The organism is Acinetobacter sp. NigerLNRRAM0016 (genome assembly GCF_054112845.1).
This window is the reverse complement of the sequence record NZ_JBSYVT010000051.1, coordinates 1-17656: the sequence shown is the minus strand read 5'-3', so window position 1 is coordinate 17656 and position 17656 is coordinate 1. Positions and strand designations below refer to the sequence as shown.

The window sequence follows — 17656 nt, the reverse complement described above, 5'->3', positions numbered from 1 at the left end:
ACCCTGTTTAAGTATTCAAGCTATGAGAGTGAAGAACTTGAAGACATTGAAACCTTATTAGAAGAACATGATTTTAAAACTCGCTATGACTCTTGGGAAATCAGCGGTGATTCTTTTTACGTTTTAGGTTTTAAAGAAATTACAAAAGACGAGTTTGAATTATTGCAAAAACTTGACCTGTTGACCGTGGTAGACGAATACAACTACCACCATAAACTTTTGTCGAATCATGGTGAGCATAAGTATGACGAATATTTCAAAAACTTTAACGAGTCTAAAGAGCAAGAAATCTTGAAGCAGTTTAAAGACATTGCATTCAACCTAAAAAGTGATGCCCCTTTAAACTCGACATTTGCTCAAGACGTTATAGAGTTGCTGACTACCTACAAGTTTGGTACAGCTTTAGAACCTATCGACAGCACTCACAGCGATACAAGAAATCGTTTCTACTTTAGCCACACGCTTGAGGGTAACTTTGCATCTAGAGCAATTCAGGTCATTATTTCAAATTACAAAGAAACTGGCGTCAAAAACCCTTATTCAGTGATTGAGCCTTTAAATCTTGAAATTATGCTTGAAGATGAACAATGTTTTGATGATGAATATGCAAATCTCGTTGTTGAATGTGAGTATGTGTTTAATCTTATTAAGACCGACTTATACACCAACACTTTTGAATAAACTAAGCCTTTAAGAGAGAAATCTCTTAAAGTTGCGCTTAAAAACGTAAACGATGTTTTTTTAATTGATTAAAAAAGGTTTTGAATTTTTAGCGCTGCAATGGCGCTCGTCATTATTAATTCTTTCTGGATGCTTAAATAAGTATTTTTTAAAAAAACTTTATCCGTTCATATTCTTAATATAATGAAACCAAATCAAGCAAATAGCTTAAAACTTGGAGAAAGCTCATGAATTTAAACCCTAATTTTTGCCCGATCGATTTTAACGAAGTTTACGGCAGTACTGACAATTTACCTTTGTTTTTGGTTAAAGCGTCACGCCAGGATTCTAACGATGACGAGCATAGTGAGTATTTCTTCATTCGAGCACCTCATGAGCACCGTTTAGCTTTCTTCCTTGCCCACATGTTCAAATCACATGTGGATAATGCCCTTTTGACCTTGGAAAACTTGGCTGAAGAAAATTATCAAAATATCCCTGAATTGGAAGAGTTGATGTCTTCATATGGTGTGATTGATGGCGTTGGCGTGGATACACTTTTTGATTTCCGCGCTAAGGAACTCACAGTTGATAAAGCGCTGGAGCTAGTCGAATTCATTGAAATTAACCCACTCAATACTGATATTGTGGGCTCACTATTCTTGGAGGCACTTTAATGAATAGTAGCTTTATCTTAATTAATGAAGCTATGGCGCCTATTCGTAAGAATACGGCGCTTTTGGAAACCCTGTTATCTATGATCAGTACTGCAGATCAAGACCACGGCGACCAAAGCCCAAGCTTTCACATTAATATCCATGCTGGCATTGAATTGCCTAATCATGAAATTGCATATACCACTTTAAAAGGTTTTGCAGAGCTGACCGAAGATCATAATCTTTGTATCTATATGAATCCTGAGCTGTCAGAAAATGGCTTTATGTTGCTATCCACTCAAAACGTGGTACCTGATTGCTATGACAATTCTATCTTTGTAGATCTGTCGAATCAGTTATGCAGTTTCTTCAATCAAGAAGTACAGCAGTTAAACGATCAAGCGCAAAAGGCGTTAAAGCTGTTGTTACAGCATAAAATCAATGGAACAGCGATTCGCACGTTCAACCCTGAACAATTGCAGATCTTACAGAAAATCGCTGCATTAGATAGCTTCATGCTCGATGACCAGCGCGATTGGTTTTACTTTTCCGAAGTGGCCATTGATAACGCCTATAAAGACATGAAAAAAGGTTTAGAACTGTTGGTTCTCAACGAAGATATTAAGGATGCACTTAAACAGCTACTTGATGCAAACAACATGGAGTTTTGTGATTTACCAATACTCGTGGTTTTGTATCCCCTACTGGTTAAGTCTGAAGAAAATAACGAACTGGTACAGGCTTGCTTAAGTCATCTCATTGGCAACAACTTAATCAATGAGCCGTTTATTGCTGGTGTACAACTTGAAGCTGGTGCATTTAATAGCGAAATAAACACCTATACTTTATTGCCACACATGAAAGCAGTAAAAGAATTGCTGATAGATATTGAAGCAGATCTCACAAAAGTTTAACCGTTTTACCTGAGCTAATTGCTCAAAACCTTGGAGTTGTTATGGATACTATTGTTCGCGTTAAATCAGTTGGTGTTTTAGGTCTATCATCTAAAATCACGACATTTGTAATCGACATCGAGCTTGATGGCGGTAAATTAAAAATTGAAGATCAATTGCTTCATTTTAAGAATACTTTACGTACAAGCTATCGAGAATATGATGAAAGTTTAGCGATCGTAAACAATAAGGCTATACTTTCCAATTTAGACAATGCAGTAAAACCAAACGAATTGCATGCTTTAGTTGATGATTATATCGACTCAGTTTGGGTAACAGATGCCAATAAAAACACCACTAAACAGCGCCGTGCGTCACTTGGTTTGCACAATCCAACGATAAAAGACAAAGGTGTTTTGAAAGAAGCCCTTTTAAGTGAAGTGAAGTTAGCCTACAAAAACTATATCAATCAGAACGTAGAAGCCTGATCAGATCGGAAGTATGTTGCGACCAGCATACTTCTTTTTTTTTGAACCTTAGCCTAGAATCATCCAATATCATCGCTTCATACCAAGAGAATCATGCCATATCTCATATATTTAATGTTCCTTGCGTTTGCAAGCGCCGTAATTTTAGTGGAAGAGGCTTATGGTCTTAACATCCAATTATTTGCAATGGGGATTGTCGTCATCATTGGACAATTGGCAATTTTTTGTTTTATCAACGCAGCGATTAACATCAACAATGAAAAACAACATCGCAATGCCGTCAAAACCTTGCACTATGGCGCTTCATTTTCATTAATTGTGGTCACTACACTGGTCTATTTATATAAGTATGTGTTGCACAAACAGGAATATTTGACCATGGCGATTTACTTTTTAGGAACGTGGTTTGCCATCACCCTTTTTGACTCAGTGTTTAAGTTAGTCAAAGTTGGTATTTTTAATAGCAAGAAAGACAGTGCTGAAGTTGTGAACTCAACGCGTAAAGTGACGGTAGTTACTTTAGCGATCTGTATGATTGGGTATTACTTATTTAGCAAATATGCATTAAATATTAACGTACTAGACTAGGCATCTTGTAAACAAAACCGCACCTAATACACAAGCGCAATAACCAGCAAAAAAGAACATCCTTTTAATTATTGCGCTAATCTTTTCCGTCACAGTACCGTTATGAACAATAAAAACTATCATAAACATTAAAGCGATCGTGCAGAGGAATAAGGCAAAAACAATTAAATAAGTAAAAGCAAAGTCAAAGTTTAATACCACTGGAAAACCAATAGATACCGCCATTAAAGCTATTGTACTTGATGCATTCATATCTTAAAGCCCATCTAGCAACTAGCTTAATCGTAGCGATAAATAAGGTTTAAAACTGAAACTTTATTATTGAGATTGGTCAGTGCACATTAAAAAAATGTGCTTGGTATATACCAGAAAGCAAAGAACCAGACGCAAAACGCCTGGCTCTTTAAAATTGAAAGGTGAATAAAAAAAACACAAATCACTTGAACGCATTTCTTATTCAAGGTCAGTTTAATTAGATTTCTTGCCATTGTCTATGTAATGTAAACGTGGACAGCATTAAAACAATCTATATTTTTTGAAAAAAGTTTTGAAAAGGTACAGTGAAATATAATGAATGTATGAGCTCAATGCTCACCATTTGGAGAAATTATATGAACTTTGAAATCTTATCTAAAACAAAAGTTGTCGGTCTACAAGAAGATTCTCTCACCTCTTTTCAAAATTTTATGTTTGAAAATATTGCATGGGATAGCCAAGTCCGTGCTGATTATTACCAGTCAAATAAGAATACTGTACTGCTGGAGCTACCAGTACGTTTACGCCGTGACATTCAAATCGAAAACATCAACGGCGCTTTAGATGCACTAGTTGATTTTGAGCTGATCTACAAGCAAGACCAAGGCAAGTTGGTATCTTCATTGGTCGTTGATACGCAGTACTTGTTATGTATAAATGATCAGGATATTGATCTTTGGTCAATCGACAGCGAACTCAGTTTCTTACAAGAAGCTGACCGCAATCACCTTAAGAAGCTTATGCGTCATTGTGATGATCGTTTCCACGCGTGGATGCGCGAGATTAAGTCTTACTTCAATCGGTTGACAGTACAGCCGTTGCATCTAGATATGCAGATCAAAATACGCAAGATCGTAGGCTATACAGCGGTGCTACCTAAGACTTTTCCATAAGGTTTTAGGTGCCAGTATAAAAACAAATAGACCGCAATTAAGCGGTCTATTTTTTTGCCTAAAACGGCGTTAACAGATCTATGTAATATTTAGCCCTTAAAACTATTGGCAAGTATCTGAATAGCGCTCAGCACTTCCAAAGAATGATTCACCCTGATTGTCCACGATGTCTACATACAGATCTGGTTTAACTGGAGCATTGGCGAATACAGAGCAATAAAACGGATGAATCTTTTCATTCACAAAGCGGTTTAAAGAGTCAGTTTCATCAGAAGAGTATTTATCTGCAGTTTTGCTAGACATCTGAACGTTCATATTAAAGTGTTTTGAATACTTCACTTTTTTAAGTACCGCACCAGTTTCAATCTGGTACGGTGTTTTAGTGTTAAGCAAACGCTCAACTTTACGTTTGTTTTCAGCAGTAGGAGAAAGCGCAACAGCAGATTTTAAGCTGTTTGTATTCAGGTTATTTAAAGAACTATTAGCTAAAACAGCGCACGACATAGACACTGAGATTATTGCAACTGCAGATAGTTTTAGTGTTTTGAATACGTTCATGTTTAACGACTTTCCTGTATATACTTAAATTATATACTTAATATACGATATTTGATTTTTTTGGAATTTTAATCTTATTTGATTTTGTTAATCGGTATATACCAATAAGATTGTTTATACGCAATTTAGCAAGAATCGCCCCCTTGTTTGGGGTTACAATTATTGTAATTTACAGATTGTTGATACAGGAAACCGATATGTCTGAAGAAGTGAAATACGAAGACCGTGTACGTGCTGCATACCGTTCTGCTCAAGGCAATGTAGCTCAAGAGTTCTCCCCTCACATTGTTAAAGCATGTGAAGCATCATCAAACGCACGTATGGAGCGCTTAGCAACTGGTCAAACAACATTTGACGAGGAAGAAGCTGCATTGATGAAAAAATGGAATGCACTTAAAAACAAAGCCTAATCATCGCGAATACAACCTAATCTAGCTTACAGCGGATTACCAAACCCAATCACTCATAAGTAGAACAATATGGACGATAAACTTGAGTTTTATTTAGATGCAAAAGACATCTTATCTCAACCTACCAGTTGCCAAGCGCAAGGCGACTATAAAAAGGCACTGGAAAAAGAAATCACGGAACATCGAATAGCGAAAATGGAAATTTCGCCTTTACGTGGCAATTATGATCTCGACCACCTCTCTAAAATCCATGAAAAAATCTTTGAGCATATTTACGATTGGGCTGGAGAAGTGCGTCTGGACGACATTTCTAAACGTGCGATCGACCCGAACGGTAATTATGAAATCGGTCATTTCCTAGATAAAAACCTGATCCCTGATGAACTGAATAAGTTCTCACAGGCGGTTAAAGAAAAAGACCACCTGAAAGGTTTGGACAAAGACCAGTTTGTGCAAGAGTTCACTCAGCTTTATGCCAAGTTAAATGAAGCTCACCCTTTTGAAGAGGGTAACGGTCGCGCTGCAAAACTGATGATGAACCAGCTGGCGAATGATGCTGGTTACACCATGGTATATAGCAAGGTCGCCGTATCAGATTGGAACTATGCGTTTAAACGTTCACTGACAGATCAAGAGCTTTATGTCGGTGAAAACTATGAAAACCTAGAACCGATGGAACAAGACCTCTCTTACCTTTTAAAAGTCATGGACAGTATCATTGAACCATACGATCTAGTCCTGAAGCTTGAAAATACGGAAGAACAAGAGCAAGAACAGGAAAATGACCAGGATAAATCAAATGATGATGATTCACCGAGTTACGGATAATTAGATTAATCCGTATACGATGGCTTTTAATTGATTAAAAGATTCTTGAAAAAAGAATCTTTTTTTTTTGAGAAAAATTTCTAATGAAGTGACTCAGATTAAAATAAAACCTTAGGAAAATATTGTCCGAAACTTGGAGATGAATAATGAATAACGCAGCACATCAATTTGCAAATAAAGTGGTCGCTCAATACCAATTTACAAACGGAAGTGATTCAAGTCTGAATCATTTAATTATCGGCAACAGCACCGCAGAAATTATCGACACCTTAATTTATATGCTTTTCTCAAGCCATGCTGAAACCTATGACGATGGCGTTGTTTGGTTTAAATCAGTGGACGCAATTAATGTTGAGAAGTCTTACATTACTTACAACAGTCGAGAAAGCTGCATTTTTGCTTATTTTGTGTTTGATAAAAATCCATTAATGCTGAAAACAACCGCATTGCATATTGATAATGTTTGTTACTTTGGATGTGAAAGTGACACCACCAATAAAACCATCGAATTTTTAGAAAAATTCAAAGTTCGTGTATCCCTTGCTAAAGAGTGCCACAAGTTCAAATTCAATACTGAGCATCATGAAACCTTGATGCATGAAACCATTAAAACCTTAAAAACTATCTATGAAGAACATAACGACATGGATGCCGAAAAGTTATCTCAACACCATGACACAACTCATTTAGTTAACACATTTCTTGCTTAACCGTACACCATACAATAAACAAAACCCGAAAAAGGATATAACAATGCTATTAGGCGCTTTAAAACAATCTCTAAGCTCAGTCATCGACATGAACCGCTACACCGCCCTTTGCTCACATGTGGAGGGTGAAAACTTGCCGTTATGCGCTCAATTTCGTGTACTTAAATATATCTTTGGTGAGCATGGTCTAAGCGCACTTAAAAATTACAAAGAAGTTGAACACATTGACGAAGCCTTTTTGAAAAAACACTTCCTACGCATGATGAACTATGACTTTGAAGCAGTCATATACCTTGCTATGGTCGGCATGCGCGAACTTATCTTAGAAGCTGATGCTTTTGACCATGACGGCGAACAAAACGCCCAAAATGAGCTTAAACAAGCATTCCAATACGTTTCAGAAAATGACGTTCGTAATTTTGCTTATGTCACTCACATGGGCTATTCAGAAAAGTATTTCAACTGGAATATCATTCGCCACCAGTCTAAAGATGAAGCGGATAATCCCCTCACCTTTTGGTTATTTAAGAATGCAATGTATTCACTATTTTTCAACTTAGCCAATCGGAAATAATGCCCCAACTCATTAAGAGTATTTAAGTCCGAACTTAAGTACTCTTTTTTTTGCATTAGAAAAATAGACCGGTATATACGCCGTCTAAGCATGGCTTAAAACGTATACGATGATTTTAATTGATTAAAAATATTTCAAATATCCATTACGTGTTTTAGGTCGGTTAATCAATTCCAATAAAGTTATTCATTAGTATTTTTTAAATAAAATGGCTCTATCGAAAGCAATTGCTTAAAACTTGGAGTCCTGTAATGAATCAACTTGATAAGCTAAATCATTTAAAAAATATCATCAAGCAAGTACCACATGAGCGTTTTGATCTGGATTTATGGCGCACGATCCCTGGTACCGACAATATGACTTTTGCTCAACTTATAAATAGTGATGCTAATTGTTGCGTCATAGGTTGGGCGACAGCTGATGAAACATTTAAAAGACTTAACTTCATGATGTTAGACGGCGTTCCCCTTTATGCACCATTCCGTGCGAATACTGGTGAACCATTCACTTATGAAGAACTCAAAACAAATGTTGTTTATCGCGGTTCTGAAGCAGTACGTGAGTTTTTTGGACTCAATTATGAAGATGTCGATCATATTATTTTTGAGAGCAACTACGCTTTTGAAGACCCAATCAAAGACGAGATTATTGATCATATCAACCATGTTATTGATCGTGTAAACATCCGTCCACAAGACCTTGACCATTTGTTATCTAGCTCAATTGTTGCACTGGATAAAGAAGTCCGTGAGTTCACTTTAAATGATGATGAAGTCCGTGAAATATCTGTTGTGGTTGATTGCTTCAATAAGTTTTTCCCCGATGGTGCTTATCTTGAGTTTATTGCTACGGTCAACGTACCAGGTGATTGTGATCCACTGGAATACATCGCCAGCAATTACAACATTAAAGAGCCATTAGCTTTCGTTCCTAAGCCGAATGAAGCATTAGAAGAATATCTGGAAACATACCCGATCGAATATCTCATGCATAACTGGCAAGAGGATTTCATTTCGCCGTATGACGAAATCATTAATCAACGTTTAACGCACATCGCATTGCAAAATTTAAATAACGCAAAAGCAGTTCAATAAGGAAACCTACCCATGACAATTGAAAATCCGCAACTCGTCAGTGCCATCAACGAACTTGGCTTTTACTTGCCACAGCAAGTACAACAGATACCGAACACTACAGAAGCCGGGTTTCGTGTGTATGTGATCGATACAGCAAAACATACCAACATCGAGGCACTAATTAGTGCTATTGAGAATGTCAGTATCACTTCACAGCCCTTTTATTTTCAAGATGATTACGACATGGGCGTGTTTTTTGAGGGATTTAGTTTCTTCTTGCCTATGCTCATTACACAAGACAGTGATGCACCTTTACCACTGTTCTTAATTCAACTGGATTTGTAAGTCCAACAGCGGTACGTGCGCCAGTATGTACCGCTACCCCTTTTGGCACACCGCCTAAAACTTGGAGCAGATATGAACAAAGCAACGACCGTTGAGCGTTTAGAAAAGCTGATTGAGCTAGTGATCGAGGTCATTCCTGATGAAAGCTTTGATTTCGACATTTGGCGTGATTATGACGCAAGCCATACAGAACAACACACCGATTTCTTTTCAGGTTTCACCACTGAAGAATTGTTAGATAAAAATATTGTAGGATGCCTGATTGGTTGGGCTACGTCTGTCGAGTATTTCCAAAATCTAGGTTTCAATTTTCATGGTTCTGTTGGGCCAATCTTCATGTATGAAAAAATACTCAGCAATGAAGAGCTAAAAGATGCGCCTGTTGTCACTGTACCAGTCGTTTACCAGTGGAAAGCAGTACGTGAGTTTTTTGGCATCACTCAGGAAGATGCTTTGGTGATGTTTAGCTATGACAATTACGACCAGGCCAAAATTGATAAGGACACAATGATTCGATTTATTGAACGCATCATCCAAAAATATAAGTAACCACCGAAACGGCGCAATGCCGTTTTGCTAGACGTTATAACCGCTTACGATGATTTTAATTGGTTAAAATATTTTCAATATTTTTAAATTTTGAGAAAAGTTTTTCCCCTGGTACACCCCTCTATACTTAATCCATAGCAAGCAAGGCACAAAGCCTTAAATCTGGAGTAAGTCGAATGAATACAGCGCATAAGTACGATGATCAAGTCATCATCCCAACAATAGCCGGGCAACTGGAGTTGCTGTCTGGTACCGATCTAAACAAAGAACTGGCTGAGCATGTTTTTCATGAAGCACCAGACATCGATCTAAGTATCTATGACATTTTTATTGTCTGCTTAAGTGGCGGTAAGGATTCGATTGCAGCGTATTTGCGCTTACTGGAGGCTGGAGTAGATAAAAGCAAAATTGAGCTTTGGCACCACAAAATTGATGAAGAAAACCAGCCGTTCATGGATTGGGTGTTCATGGAAAACTATACCAAAGCATTCGCTCAGGCATTCGACACACCATTGTACTTCAGTTGGCTCGAGGGCGGTTTCCTTGGCGAAATGCTCAAAGAAAACAGCTACTCAAAACCCCACTTCGTAGAAACACCAGAGGGCTTAATTAAGCTTGAACGCGACAACAACCGCAGTAAACCAGGCACACGCTTGAAGTTCCCACAACAAGCAGCCAGCCTCATGACGCGCTGGTGTTCTTCAGCGTTAAAGATCGATGTCGGACGCAGAGCATTGAACAACCAAGAACGCTTTGACGGCAAGAACATTTGTTTTATCACTGGTGAACGCCGTGAAGAGTCACCAAACCGCAGTAAGTACAACCAGCTAGAACCGCACCCATGCGACCGTAGAAGCGGTAAGAAAGCAAGACGCGTTGACTGGTGGAAGAACGTGCTTCACTTCACTGAAGAGCAAGTATGGGCGTTACTGGAGAAGTACAAGGTTACGCCACCAGTGCCATATCGCTTAGGTTGGGGCCGTAGCTCATGCATGACCTGTATCTTCAACAGTCCTAAAATCTGGTCAACCATCAGCACCTACTACCCTGAACGCGCTCAGCTGATCGCTGGTTATGAACAAAAGTTTGACTGTACGATCAGTCGCTCAAAGCTCGATGTCGTCAGTCTGAGCAATGGCATTGAGCCATTCGACATTCAGGATATGGAAGCACTGGTACAGTCCAAAATTGAAAGTTATTACCTACCAGTGTTCACGGATAACTGGACGGTTCCACCAGGCGCATTCAACAAGGAGGGTTGTGGATCGCTGTAAATTAGGGTGCCATTTGGCACCTTTTTAGGATGAAAACCGCAAGCGATGTTTTTTAATTGATTAAAAATGGTTTGGAATAATTTTGTTTTTGAATAAGTTTTTGACACCACCTGTCAGCATAAAATGATTTTAAACCAATCAATATGAGATGATAGACTTCCTTCATAAATCATTTTTCAATCAATTTAATAGTTTATCTTTCACCCAATCTAAATTGTATATGCCAGCAAGTAAATTAAACCGCAGGTTTAATCGTTTACGACGATTTCTATATACACAAGATAAAATCTTAAAACATTTCATCCTTCCAAATACATGCTCTACTTGAATTCGTCTACGACCAATCTCTTTATTTAACTTTTTTAATTCAGAATCTAGTTTTTCAGTTTTCTTTGCTTTAGATGGCATGAGGCATCCAAAACCCAATTTCTTTATCCCTAAATACCCCTTATCAACGATAAAAAAGGGCTTAAATTTTAATTTCCTCATGCTTTTTTTAAATATTTTAAAATCATGCATGCTTCCATGACTTCCACATACACTCAGTATTTCACCTGTTGTATAGTGCATAGATAGCTGAAATTTAAAGGTATGTCGCTTTTTTTTACCGCTATACCATTTCTTCTGTTTTTTTTTGGACGTTGAACTAATATTTCAGTTGCATCAATCACAACAACTTCCCAATCCACTTCATCTCGATTAGGAAGTTGTTTTGGCAAGTTAAATTTTCCAGAACGGATTAAGGTATCTTCAATAACACGTGTGATACGAATTGCACTCGTTTCAGATACACCGTAACTCATACCAAGATGGAAAAATGTTCGATATTCTCTCCAATATTCTATACATAAGAGCAAACGATCTTCCAACGGTAATTTATGCGGTCGTCCTTTACCAATATGACGGGGTAACTGCTTATTTATCTCGGCCAGCATGAGGTTAAATGTAGCCCAACTAACACCGGTAAGCCTACGAAACTTAACGTCTGATAATTTTTGAATATCTTTGAATTTCATCCAAGGATTATCCCTTGAATTAAATAATTTTGCTGATTAATTTAAGATCAAATAAATTGTACGTTTTTTGATTTATGAAGGAAGTCTAATAAAATCGTTTAACAATTCTAAATCTGCATTCTTTTGAGCAACCCGATTGAAAATACCTATACTGCGGATTTGTATTTTCTATCGAAACGCTGCAACCAAACCAACCGACTTGAGCCACAATAGCATGCGTCAGGATGCTACTTTTTGGCGCATTTTTTAATGCTATCTTAAGTGTGAAGCTAAAATATGACTGCTGAATGACCCAGTTTGATCAAATGATCTTTTCTTTCCGACCAAACCTGAATAATGCGCAACAAGCTTTGAAATGATGAATGCGCTGATAAGCTTTAACAGGGATTATCATATAAATAGTCAGCAGAAAATGCTTATTATTTGCTATGATGATCAGTGCTTCCTTATTCCACCTTCTTTTCGACAAGAAAAAATAAAGTCCTTTCTCATTATAGGCGCCGGAATAAAGCAAATTACCCCAGACTCTTTAGCACTTAAAGTGTTTAATTTTCAATAGGTTAGCTCATGCTTTTAATGATCGATAACTATGACTCTTTTACCTACAACATCGTCCAGTATTTTGGCGAGTTAAATCAGGAAGTAAAAGTCGTTCGTAATGATGCCGTGACATTAGAAGATATTGAGCGATGGCAACCCAAGTATTTAGTGATTGGCCCAGGCCCTTGTTCCCCATCTGAAGCAGGGATTTCCATTCCTACAATTCAGCATTTTGCAGGCAAAATTCCGTTACTGGGCGTGTGTTTAGGACACCAAAGTATCGGACAAGCCTTTGGCGGAAACATTGTGCGCGCTAAAACCGTGATGCATGGTCGTTTATCCGATATGTACCACAGCAATACAGGTATTTTTAGCAATCTGCCTTCACCATTTTCTGCAACCCGTTACCACTCTTTGGTGATTGATCAAGCAACCTTGCCAGATTGTCTGGATGTGACATGCTGGACCAAAGAAGCAGATGGTTCGATGGAAGAAATTATGGGTGTGAAGCATAAAATTCTACCAGTTGAAGGCGTGCAATTTCACCCCGAATCGATCCTGAGCCAACACGGTCATCAAATCTTTAAAAACTTTTTGGAAATTTACGCATAATGAGCGAGTCAAATCACATGAATATTCAACAAGCACTGAACCATATTACAAAACAAATTCACCTGACTCAGCCTCAAATGGAAGATGTAATGCGCGCGATTATGTCGGGCGAAGCAACAGACGCTCAAATTGGTGCATTGATGATGGGCTTACGCTTAAAAGGCGAAAGCATTGATGAAATTACTGCTGCTGCACGTGTAATGCGTGAGTTTGCCAACAAAATTGATGTCAGCGATATTCCGTACCTTGTGGATATTGTAGGTACAGGTGGCGATGGTCAAAACCTATTTAACGTATCTACCGCCTCTGCTTTTGTAATTGCAGCTGCAGGCGCAACCATTGCCAAACATGGTAACCGTGGTGTTTCAACTAATTCGGGTTCATCTGACTTGCTTGAGCAAGCAGGAATTAATCTTGATTTAAATATGCAACAAACTGAACGCTGTATTCGTGAAATGGGCGTAGGTTTTTTGTTTGCACCGAATCATCACACAGCCATGAAGTATGCAGTTGCACCACGTAAAGAGCTGGGTATTCGCAGTATTTTCAACTTGCTGGGGCCATTGACCAACCCTGCTGGTGTAAAGCGTTTTGTGATTGGTGTATTTAGCAATGAATTATGCCGCCCGATCGCAGAAGTGATGAAACAGCTTGGTGCTGAGCATGTCATGGTGGTGCATTCTAAAGATGGTTTAGATGAAATTAGTCTTGCTTCGAGCACTTATGTTGCAGAACTCAAAGAGGGTGAAATTACCGAATGGGAACTTACGCCAGAAAGCGTAGGGATTGAATCTCAAACTTTAACAGGACTGACTGTAGAAAACCCAGCTGAAAGCTTGAATCTGATTAAAGATGCATTAGGCAAAAACAAATCAGACAAAGGCGAAAAAGCGGCTAATATGATTGCACTTAATGCGGGTGCGGGTATCTATGTTTCTGGTCTAACCACAAGCTACAAGCAAGGTGTCGCTTTGGCACATGACATTATTTATGGTGGACAAGCTTTGGAAAAAATGGGCGTGTTGTCAGAATTTACCAAAACGCTCAAACAGTACGAAGCATAAAAAAATCAGGAAGGTGGATGTTTATGACAACTTTAAACGAAACAATGCAAAAGTTCTGTAAAGCTAAGGCAATGATGACCTATTTAATGTCTGATGATCCTATCATTGATAAATCTGTCAGCCGTTACGAAAATTGGGCATTGGCTTATGACCTTTTGGTGAGTATTGGGCATCTGGATCTAGAACAAGTTGAGCAGATCTGGAATGAAAAAACCCATACCAATTTTGTGCTTTGGGGTGTAGTTGGTGAATGCTCAATAGAAGAAATTGTATCGTATGTGACAGAAGAATATGACGCTCAAGCTGTCACACTGGCGCAGATTAATGAATTACAAGACGGTAAAACACTGGCAGAAATCTAAAATCAACCTAAGGAATGAGTTATTAATTAAGTATTAATAGCTCATTTTTTATTGTCTGAAACTATACAACTACCACCTTGAATCATTTTCACAAGCATCGCCATCGCCGTCACCATCCATCATGGTATCTGGGCAGTTTTTCACAAACCAATCAGCTTCTTCTTTAGATCGCATTTGAGAGCAATGCTTACGACCATCGCATTTATAGGCTACTGGCTTTTGATATATAGCATTTGTAGTTTGATTATCTTTATATAGATATTTCTTTAATTGAATGCTACCTAGATATGCCACCCCAATAGCTATGCTAATAAAAATTATCCATAGATATATTGGCAATGGTTTTTGCTTATCTTGCGTTTGTTCATGGTCGGAATAGTAAACATGGATTGCCCTATTTTTATTTTCTTTTTTAACTACCTCGAAATAAACCTCTCGACCTGGTATTGGCTGTTCACCTTTCTGAAAATCCTTAATATGGAAAAATACATCACCAAAATTACTCGTGGATATAAAACCAAAACCACGCTCAATATTATAATTTTTAATTGTTCCTGTTAGTACCACCTAAAACCTCAAATATATATTAAAAGCTATATTAATTATAATTATTAAACCTGAATAGATACTATCTTTTTTTTAAAAAAAAGTTTTAAGGTTTATGAATTTATTATAATTAAAACATCAAAAGCAATTGCTTAAAACTTGGAGTAGCTATTATGAATAATTTTTTCGCTGGTGCTGAAGTCATCACTGTTTTTTCTTTACAAGACGCTTTAGAAGAGGGCGTGATTCTTTGCCTTAGCGATAAAGAAGAACATGCCAAAGATTGCAAACAGTTCTATAAGTTCCCTGTTTATATTACAAGCAACTTGTATAACAAGCACCTGACAGCTGCAAAAGCAATTTTTCCGAATGGTACGGAAGCTGATGCTGAAAAAATCAATGATTTAATGGGATATACCATCTTTGATATGTTGAACATGAGCGTTCGTGGTTCAGTTGCACTTAATGACCAAAGCGTTAAGTTTAAATATGCTCTACAAGATACACCGCATACCTTTTCTGACACCTTAATCACCAATATTGCTACGGTTGGGCCTGGCGTGAATGGTGAGCCTATCATTACTTTTATGATGCCTGAAGACCAATAAACACAACACCTAGCATTGACCAACCAATGCTAGGTTTTTTGAGATCCGAACGTTCATTGAGAGGTATTAAAAATGCAAATGGCTACTATGAAAATTGACAACCTTGACCTATTCGGCTTTGCAAATATGCAAGCTATAGAACAACAAAGAGAAAAAAACGAATTAAAACGTATAGAAACGATGAAGCTTGTCCGTTGTGACTGGTTTATCGCCGTGACATCTACTGGAGAGCTGTTTAAGTACAGTGAAAAAGTACCAGCTAAATATAAGGCGTTTAAAGGCATTAAATTATTCAAGTGCTGGAATGAAGCTACCGCGGATCTCGTGTTAAATGCCGTAAAAGGCGCAATCAAGGGTGATCATTACGAAATACCAGACGTTAAAAAAAGCAAAAAGTTTGCTGTTAATAGCTGGGTAAGAAACATTGATCTAAAGTTTCTACATTTGCCAGTCGGTCAACTCACCAACCTGTACAGGGAACATCAAGAGCGTTTAAGACTGAAGCGTGAAAAAGCCAGACTTAAAGAAAATGAAAACACGTATGACGTAGAACCGCACTAATCACACCCACCAGGAATAAGCACCCATAGCTTATTCCTTTCATAAGATGATGGCCGTAAACGGTGTTTTTAATTGATTAAAAATAACTTGAAATCATGAGCCTATCAGCCGAAATACTTTTACTGAAAAGTTATACAGGCCACATGCACCGATATAATGAATACATCAAAGCTCATTGCTTAAAACTTGGAGATACGACAATGCAACTACAAAAATTTAATACTGGTACTGCTAATGTGCGCCACTTGCTACAAAGCTTCACCCAAGCGTATGACGGTTTACCAAGTTGCGTCATCAATGTGATTGGCGTAGCAACCAAAGCAGATCCGCAGTTTATTTTTAACATTGAACTGGATGTCGTTTTATTTCACCAACATAAGTCACAAGCCTACTGCATTGAAGTCAATGCACCGTTACAGGTTCAAGCCATCGCAGACGCTCACGAATCATTTAGATTCAGTCCTGATGATTCTCATGCATTGATTGAGGGCGAAGTCATGGATGTGGCGATAAATTTACAACACCAAGCCATTAATGACATGATTCAATATGATTTGCTGTCAGATGCAGAACTGGAAAAGTTCAATACATGGAATAAAGGTTTCGCCAGTGCATTACTGACTGAATGTTTTGAAGATGTCGCAGATTTTAATGCGCTGCATAGCTCACATTTTATGGCGAACACTGTTTATTTAAGACTGATTGAGTACTTTAAAAACAACCTGTCATAAGAAACCATTAAACAAATAGAGGGAGATCCAATAAAGGTCTACCCTCTTTTTTTATGCCATTAGATTTAATGACGTATACGATGTTTTTTAATTGATTAAAAAAATATTGAAATTTTTCATTGCCAGTTCCATAAGTAATTTGAGAAAAGTTTTTAAGGGATATTTCACAGATATAATTAATTCATACCTAAGCAATTGCTTAAAACTTGGAGTTGAAGATATGAAAAGCGTACTTGATTTTTTTACAAACCGTTCTAAAACATTAAACATTATTGTGAATCCTGAATTAAATACAGGTCATTCCCTTGCTGATTTTTCGTATAACGAAGAATTGCATCAAGACCTTAATGTATTAACGGTTATTCCGCGTGATCATTACGGAAACTTTCTATCTTTAACCCTTGATGATTGGGGCGTGATTACTTCAAAAGTTCAATTCCCTGAACATCTTGATTTTAATCAATTACTCAGCATTTTTTGGGAAACACAACCCATTTTAGTTGTTACTGACATCGCACGTTCAGAAGTGCATGACAGCGACTTTTTTCAACAAAGCTTGGTCAAACAAGTCAATCTTGCATATAGCCGAGATATTGCCAGTGAATATGCACCAGAAGATGTTCACTACATCTCTCAATCTTTTGATTTAGATAAGCTGATGCGTTGCGGTGTATATCTGCAAGGTCATTGCTATTCAGCTCATGATTTCGTCATTAACAACCATAACCTATTTGAAAAAGACAGCTTGATTGTGCCTGTTTTTAACATCCACTCGACACAAAAAGAACTGCAACAATTTTTTGTGTTTGATCTGCAAGGCAGGTTTTTGGATTGCGTTGTTGGCACTGAAGTTTTGTAC

General features: G+C 37.7%; 25 protein-coding genes and 2 pseudogenes. 21 read left to right on the top strand and 6 right to left on the bottom strand.

The features are described from left to right. The 5 genes from ACWQ4X_RS18080 to ACWQ4X_RS18060 form a co-directional block, all read left to right on the top strand. On the top strand, positions 1-681 hold a 681-nt coding region (locus ACWQ4X_RS18080; protein ID WP_269494899.1), incomplete at its 5' end, for a hypothetical protein. A gap of 227 nt (positions 682-908) precedes the next feature. Continuing rightward, complete coding sequence (locus tag ACWQ4X_RS18075) at positions 909-1337, top strand: hypothetical protein (RefSeq protein ID WP_098733175.1); 429 nt, start codon at positions 909-911, stop codon at positions 1335-1337. After that, a complete protein-coding gene (locus ACWQ4X_RS18070; protein WP_038350034.1) occupies positions 1337-2230 on the top strand; it encodes a hypothetical protein in 894 nt (297 codons plus the stop codon). Before ACWQ4X_RS18075 ends, ACWQ4X_RS18070 begins: the two co-directional genes overlap by 1 nt. Positions 2231-2271: 41 nt before the next feature. After that, positions 2272-2697 (top strand): hypothetical protein, encoded by a 426-nt coding sequence (locus ACWQ4X_RS18065; protein ID WP_038350033.1) that lies wholly within the window; start codon positions 2272-2274, stop codon positions 2695-2697. A 93-nt stretch (positions 2698-2790) separates the two neighbouring features. Continuing rightward, a complete protein-coding gene (locus tag ACWQ4X_RS18060; RefSeq protein WP_024160749.1) occupies positions 2791-3285 on the top strand; it encodes a hypothetical protein in 495 nt (164 codons plus the stop codon). Here the strand turns inward: ACWQ4X_RS18060 and ACWQ4X_RS18055 are convergent. Continuing rightward, on the bottom strand, positions 3277-3537 hold the full coding sequence (locus ACWQ4X_RS18055) for a hypothetical protein (protein WP_024160750.1): 261 nt from the start codon (positions 3535-3537) through the stop codon (positions 3277-3279). The two genes, ACWQ4X_RS18060 and ACWQ4X_RS18055, sit on opposite strands and share 9 nt — an antisense overlap. Positions 3538-3896: 359 nt before the next feature. Here ACWQ4X_RS18055 and ACWQ4X_RS18050 point away from each other — a divergent pair, with 359 nt between their 5' ends. Further along, positions 3897-4433 carry a hypothetical protein gene (locus ACWQ4X_RS18050; protein WP_130235104.1) on the top strand — a complete coding sequence of 179 codons (537 nt, stop codon included), beginning with the start codon at positions 3897-3899 and terminating at the stop codon, positions 4431-4433. 102 nt (positions 4434-4535) lie between these two features. Here the strand turns inward: ACWQ4X_RS18050 and ACWQ4X_RS18045 are convergent, their stop codons facing one another. Beyond that, positions 4536-4991: a hypothetical protein gene (locus ACWQ4X_RS18045; protein WP_024160752.1), complete on the bottom strand. Its 456-nt coding sequence runs from the start codon at positions 4989-4991 to the stop codon at positions 4536-4538. A gap of 197 nt (positions 4992-5188) precedes the next feature. Here ACWQ4X_RS18045 and ACWQ4X_RS18040 point away from each other — a divergent pair, with 197 nt between their 5' ends. The 8 genes from ACWQ4X_RS18040 to ACWQ4X_RS18005 all read left to right on the top strand — a co-directional run bounded on the left by ACWQ4X_RS18040 (position 5189) and on the right by ACWQ4X_RS18005 (position 10757). After that, a complete protein-coding gene (locus tag ACWQ4X_RS18040; RefSeq protein ID WP_005006071.1) occupies positions 5189-5401 on the top strand; it encodes a hypothetical protein in 213 nt (70 codons plus the stop codon). A gap of 69 nt (positions 5402-5470) precedes the next feature. Beyond that, the gene (locus ACWQ4X_RS18035) at positions 5471-6229 is read left to right on the top strand and encodes a Fic/DOC family protein (protein WP_024160753.1); all 759 of its coding nucleotides are present in this window, start codon (positions 5471-5473) and stop codon (positions 6227-6229) included. Positions 6230-6375: 146 nt separating this feature from the next. Continuing rightward, positions 6376-6939: a hypothetical protein gene (locus ACWQ4X_RS18030; protein WP_057694171.1), complete on the top strand. Its 564-nt coding sequence runs from the start codon at positions 6376-6378 to the stop codon at positions 6937-6939. Beyond that, positions 6932-7513 (top strand): hypothetical protein, encoded by a 582-nt coding sequence (locus ACWQ4X_RS18025; protein ID WP_228711780.1) that lies wholly within the window; start codon positions 6932-6934, stop codon positions 7511-7513. The genes ACWQ4X_RS18030 and ACWQ4X_RS18025 overlap by 8 nt, the downstream gene beginning before the upstream one ends. Before the next feature lie 251 nt (positions 7514-7764). Further along, positions 7765-8607, top strand: a complete 843-nt coding sequence (locus ACWQ4X_RS18020; protein WP_077169165.1) for a hypothetical protein — start codon at positions 7765-7767, stop codon at positions 8605-8607. Between the two features lie 12 nt (positions 8608-8619). Beyond that, complete coding sequence (locus tag ACWQ4X_RS18015; protein ID WP_044111919.1) at positions 8620-8934, top strand: hypothetical protein; 315 nt, start codon at positions 8620-8622, stop codon at positions 8932-8934. A gap of 72 nt (positions 8935-9006) precedes the next feature. Beyond that, positions 9007-9483, top strand: a complete 477-nt coding sequence (locus tag ACWQ4X_RS18010; protein WP_005006052.1) for a hypothetical protein — start codon at positions 9007-9009, stop codon at positions 9481-9483. 176 nt (positions 9484-9659) lie between these two features. Continuing rightward, complete coding sequence (locus ACWQ4X_RS18005) at positions 9660-10757, top strand: adenine nucleotide alpha hydrolase family protein (RefSeq protein WP_125269093.1); 1098 nt, start codon at positions 9660-9662, stop codon at positions 10755-10757. A gap of 180 nt (positions 10758-10937) precedes the next feature. On the opposite strand, the gene ACWQ4X_RS18000 is transcribed toward ACWQ4X_RS18005, so the two are convergent. Both ACWQ4X_RS18000 and ACWQ4X_RS17995 read right to left on the bottom strand, forming a co-directional pair. Continuing rightward, positions 10938-11408: an IS5/IS1182 family transposase gene (locus ACWQ4X_RS18000; RefSeq protein ID WP_077165880.1), complete on the bottom strand. Its 471-nt coding sequence runs from the start codon at positions 11406-11408 to the stop codon at positions 10938-10940. Then, the gene (locus tag ACWQ4X_RS17995) at positions 11300-11773 is read right to left on the bottom strand and encodes a transposase family protein (protein WP_101495474.1); all 474 of its coding nucleotides are present in this window, start codon (positions 11771-11773) and stop codon (positions 11300-11302) included. The genes ACWQ4X_RS18000 and ACWQ4X_RS17995 overlap by 109 nt, the downstream gene beginning before the upstream one ends. Before the next feature lie 567 nt (positions 11774-12340). Here ACWQ4X_RS17995 and ACWQ4X_RS17990 point away from each other — a divergent pair. The 3 genes from ACWQ4X_RS17990 to ACWQ4X_RS17980 are packed head-to-tail and all read left to right on the top strand — an operon-like array spanning position 12341 to position 14351. After that, positions 12341-12925, top strand: a complete 585-nt coding sequence (locus ACWQ4X_RS17990; protein ID WP_213070257.1) for an anthranilate synthase component II — start codon at positions 12341-12343, stop codon at positions 12923-12925. Between the two features lie 17 nt (positions 12926-12942). Then, entirely contained in the window at positions 12943-13989 is a 1047-nt protein-coding gene (gene trpD / locus ACWQ4X_RS17985) for an anthranilate phosphoribosyltransferase (protein WP_125269118.1), read from the top strand. A gap of 23 nt (positions 13990-14012) precedes the next feature. Further along, positions 14013-14351: a hypothetical protein gene (locus tag ACWQ4X_RS17980; protein WP_151837695.1), complete on the top strand. Its 339-nt coding sequence runs from the start codon at positions 14013-14015 to the stop codon at positions 14349-14351. Positions 14352-14420: 69 nt separating this feature from the next. Here ACWQ4X_RS17980 and ACWQ4X_RS17975 read toward each other — a convergent pair. Together ACWQ4X_RS17975 and ACWQ4X_RS17970 are read right to left on the bottom strand one after the other, a co-directional pair. Beyond that, positions 14421-14558: pseudogene (locus tag ACWQ4X_RS17975) on the bottom strand (excalibur calcium-binding domain-containing protein); the annotation flags it as partial. Between the two features lie 183 nt (positions 14559-14741). Beyond that, positions 14742-14918, bottom strand: a pseudogene (locus ACWQ4X_RS17970) (cold shock domain-containing protein); the annotation flags it as partial. 152 nt (positions 14919-15070) lie between these two features. Here ACWQ4X_RS17970 and ACWQ4X_RS17965 point away from each other — a divergent pair. The 4 genes from ACWQ4X_RS17965 to ACWQ4X_RS17950 form a co-directional block, all read left to right on the top strand. Further along, positions 15071-15505, top strand: coding sequence for a DUF6573 family protein (locus ACWQ4X_RS17965; RefSeq protein ID WP_005006045.1), 435 nt, complete (start codon positions 15071-15073; stop codon positions 15503-15505). A 72-nt stretch (positions 15506-15577) separates the two neighbouring features. Further along, a complete protein-coding gene (locus ACWQ4X_RS17960) occupies positions 15578-16066 on the top strand; it encodes a hypothetical protein (protein WP_005006043.1) in 489 nt (162 codons plus the stop codon). A gap of 200 nt (positions 16067-16266) precedes the next feature. After that, complete coding sequence (locus ACWQ4X_RS17955) at positions 16267-16797, top strand: hypothetical protein (RefSeq protein WP_005006040.1); 531 nt, start codon at positions 16267-16269, stop codon at positions 16795-16797. Between the two features lie 220 nt (positions 16798-17017). Further along, the coding region (locus ACWQ4X_RS17950; protein ID WP_005006038.1) for a hypothetical protein at positions 17018-17656 on the top strand (639 nt) is incomplete at its 3' end.